This is a genomic window from Klebsiella sp. HMSC16A12 (genome assembly GCF_001808265.1).
GTDB classification, from domain to species: domain Bacteria; phylum Pseudomonadota; class Gammaproteobacteria; order Enterobacterales; family Enterobacteriaceae; genus Klebsiella; species Klebsiella pneumoniae.
Genome location: NZ_KV792631.1, coordinates 1 through 1,113, shown reverse-complemented (window position 1 = coordinate 1,113; position 1,113 = coordinate 1). Strand labels below are relative to the sequence as shown.

Annotated in this window: 1 protein-coding gene and 3 pseudogenes; 1 reads left to right on the top strand and 3 read right to left on the bottom strand. The window is 40.7% G+C overall.

What is annotated here, in order from left to right; genetic code table 11:
• Nucleotides 1-46: 46 nt before the first annotated feature.
• The 3 genes and pseudogenes from HMPREF3140_RS18805 to HMPREF3140_RS29325 form a co-directional block, all read right to left on the bottom strand.
• Nucleotides 47-529: pseudogene (locus HMPREF3140_RS18805) on the bottom strand (Hcp family type VI secretion system effector).
• An 18-nt stretch (nucleotides 530-547) separates the two neighbouring features.
• The gene (locus HMPREF3140_RS18800; RefSeq protein WP_002904612.1) at nucleotides 548-742 is read right to left on the bottom strand and encodes a hypothetical protein; all 195 of its coding nucleotides are present in this window, start codon (nucleotides 740-742) and stop codon (nucleotides 548-550) included.
• 4 nt (nucleotides 743-746) lie between these two features.
• Nucleotides 747-830: pseudogene (locus HMPREF3140_RS29325) on the bottom strand (hypothetical protein); the annotation flags it as partial.
• Between the two features lie 158 nt (nucleotides 831-988).
• On the opposite strand from HMPREF3140_RS29325, the pseudogene HMPREF3140_RS18795 reads away from it, so the two are divergent.
• A pseudogene (locus HMPREF3140_RS18795) lies at nucleotides 989-1,113 on the top strand (tautomerase family protein); the annotation flags it as partial.

Sequence of the window (1,113 nt, the reverse complement as noted above, 5' to 3'; positions counted from 1 at the left end):
CAGGCGGCGCCGCAAGAGGCGCCGCGTTTCAGCACTATATCATTTGCTACCATGCACAACAGCGATCGTTCCATGAATCACGATACATGATGTTCCCTTCTGTGTATATCCAGGTGATCGTCTCATAACGGAAATCAATGTCTTCAAGGTGAGTACTTGTCATTCCGGCCGGATGTAAATTTGGTGTGATTGCCGTAATCTTAATATTCGCCATCGCTATGTTAAAATATTCAACCTCCAGTCCCGCCTCATTTATTCTGTACATTTTTAGCGTTGCCGATCTTAATGTTCGACCTTCACAAAGAGCCCTAAATAACAAAGGTGTTGTTCTGTCAAACTCTTTTTGAATTTTAACCGGTGTATGAAGACGGGTTCCCGTCAGCTTTCCTGTATTATTATCGGTAGGTAATCAAACATGATGATTCACTGCGCGCAATTCGATGGAACCCGTGCGTGTGGGCATCAGGCAAGAACCAATAATAGGCGAATCATTCTCATCAGTTAACCATAAATATGCTGGATTTGACATTACCCCTCCTCTTTCATATCAGTTTTTAACTTTAAACCAAACGACAACGTGAAACCCAATGATTAATAAAACAAAAAGTCCTATTAAGTTAATGGCAATATCAGGAAAAAGAGAGACTGCAATCATGCTAAATATAATGATTAATAATACAATACCCCATCCCCATAAAAAAAGAATGAATTCTTCTTTTAACCATCTTTTCAAGAAATCCATCCATTCACCTCATTAATTTAATAAGTAATTCAGCAAGTTCATCATCAGAAATAATCATCGGATTTAAATAAGGAACTCCTGTGATGACAGATTAGATCATTCATTGTTCCGGCACATATTTCTTATGATCATCTGGCCTTTCAATATACTTATAAAACGATGGCCTTGATAGTAATATTGACGCTACTCTTTTGTTTATATTCCCTCGCCCCCTGCCCGGTTTAAAATATCTCGGTTAGCTATTACTTCGTATTGTTTCATATTTTCGCCGGAAAACCGCGCTGCCGGGCGCAGAAACAGGGACTCTATCGTCGGCTCTGCGCGCGGTTAGACGACGAAATGGCGGTCAGCCCGCAGGACGTGATGGTGGT

Excerpts from the sequence above, each read along its gene's own strand:
- HMPREF3140_RS18800 (WP_002904612.1), bottom strand. The coding sequence starts at position 742 with ATGGATTTCTTGAAAAGATGGTTAAAAGAAGAATTCATTCTTTTTTTA.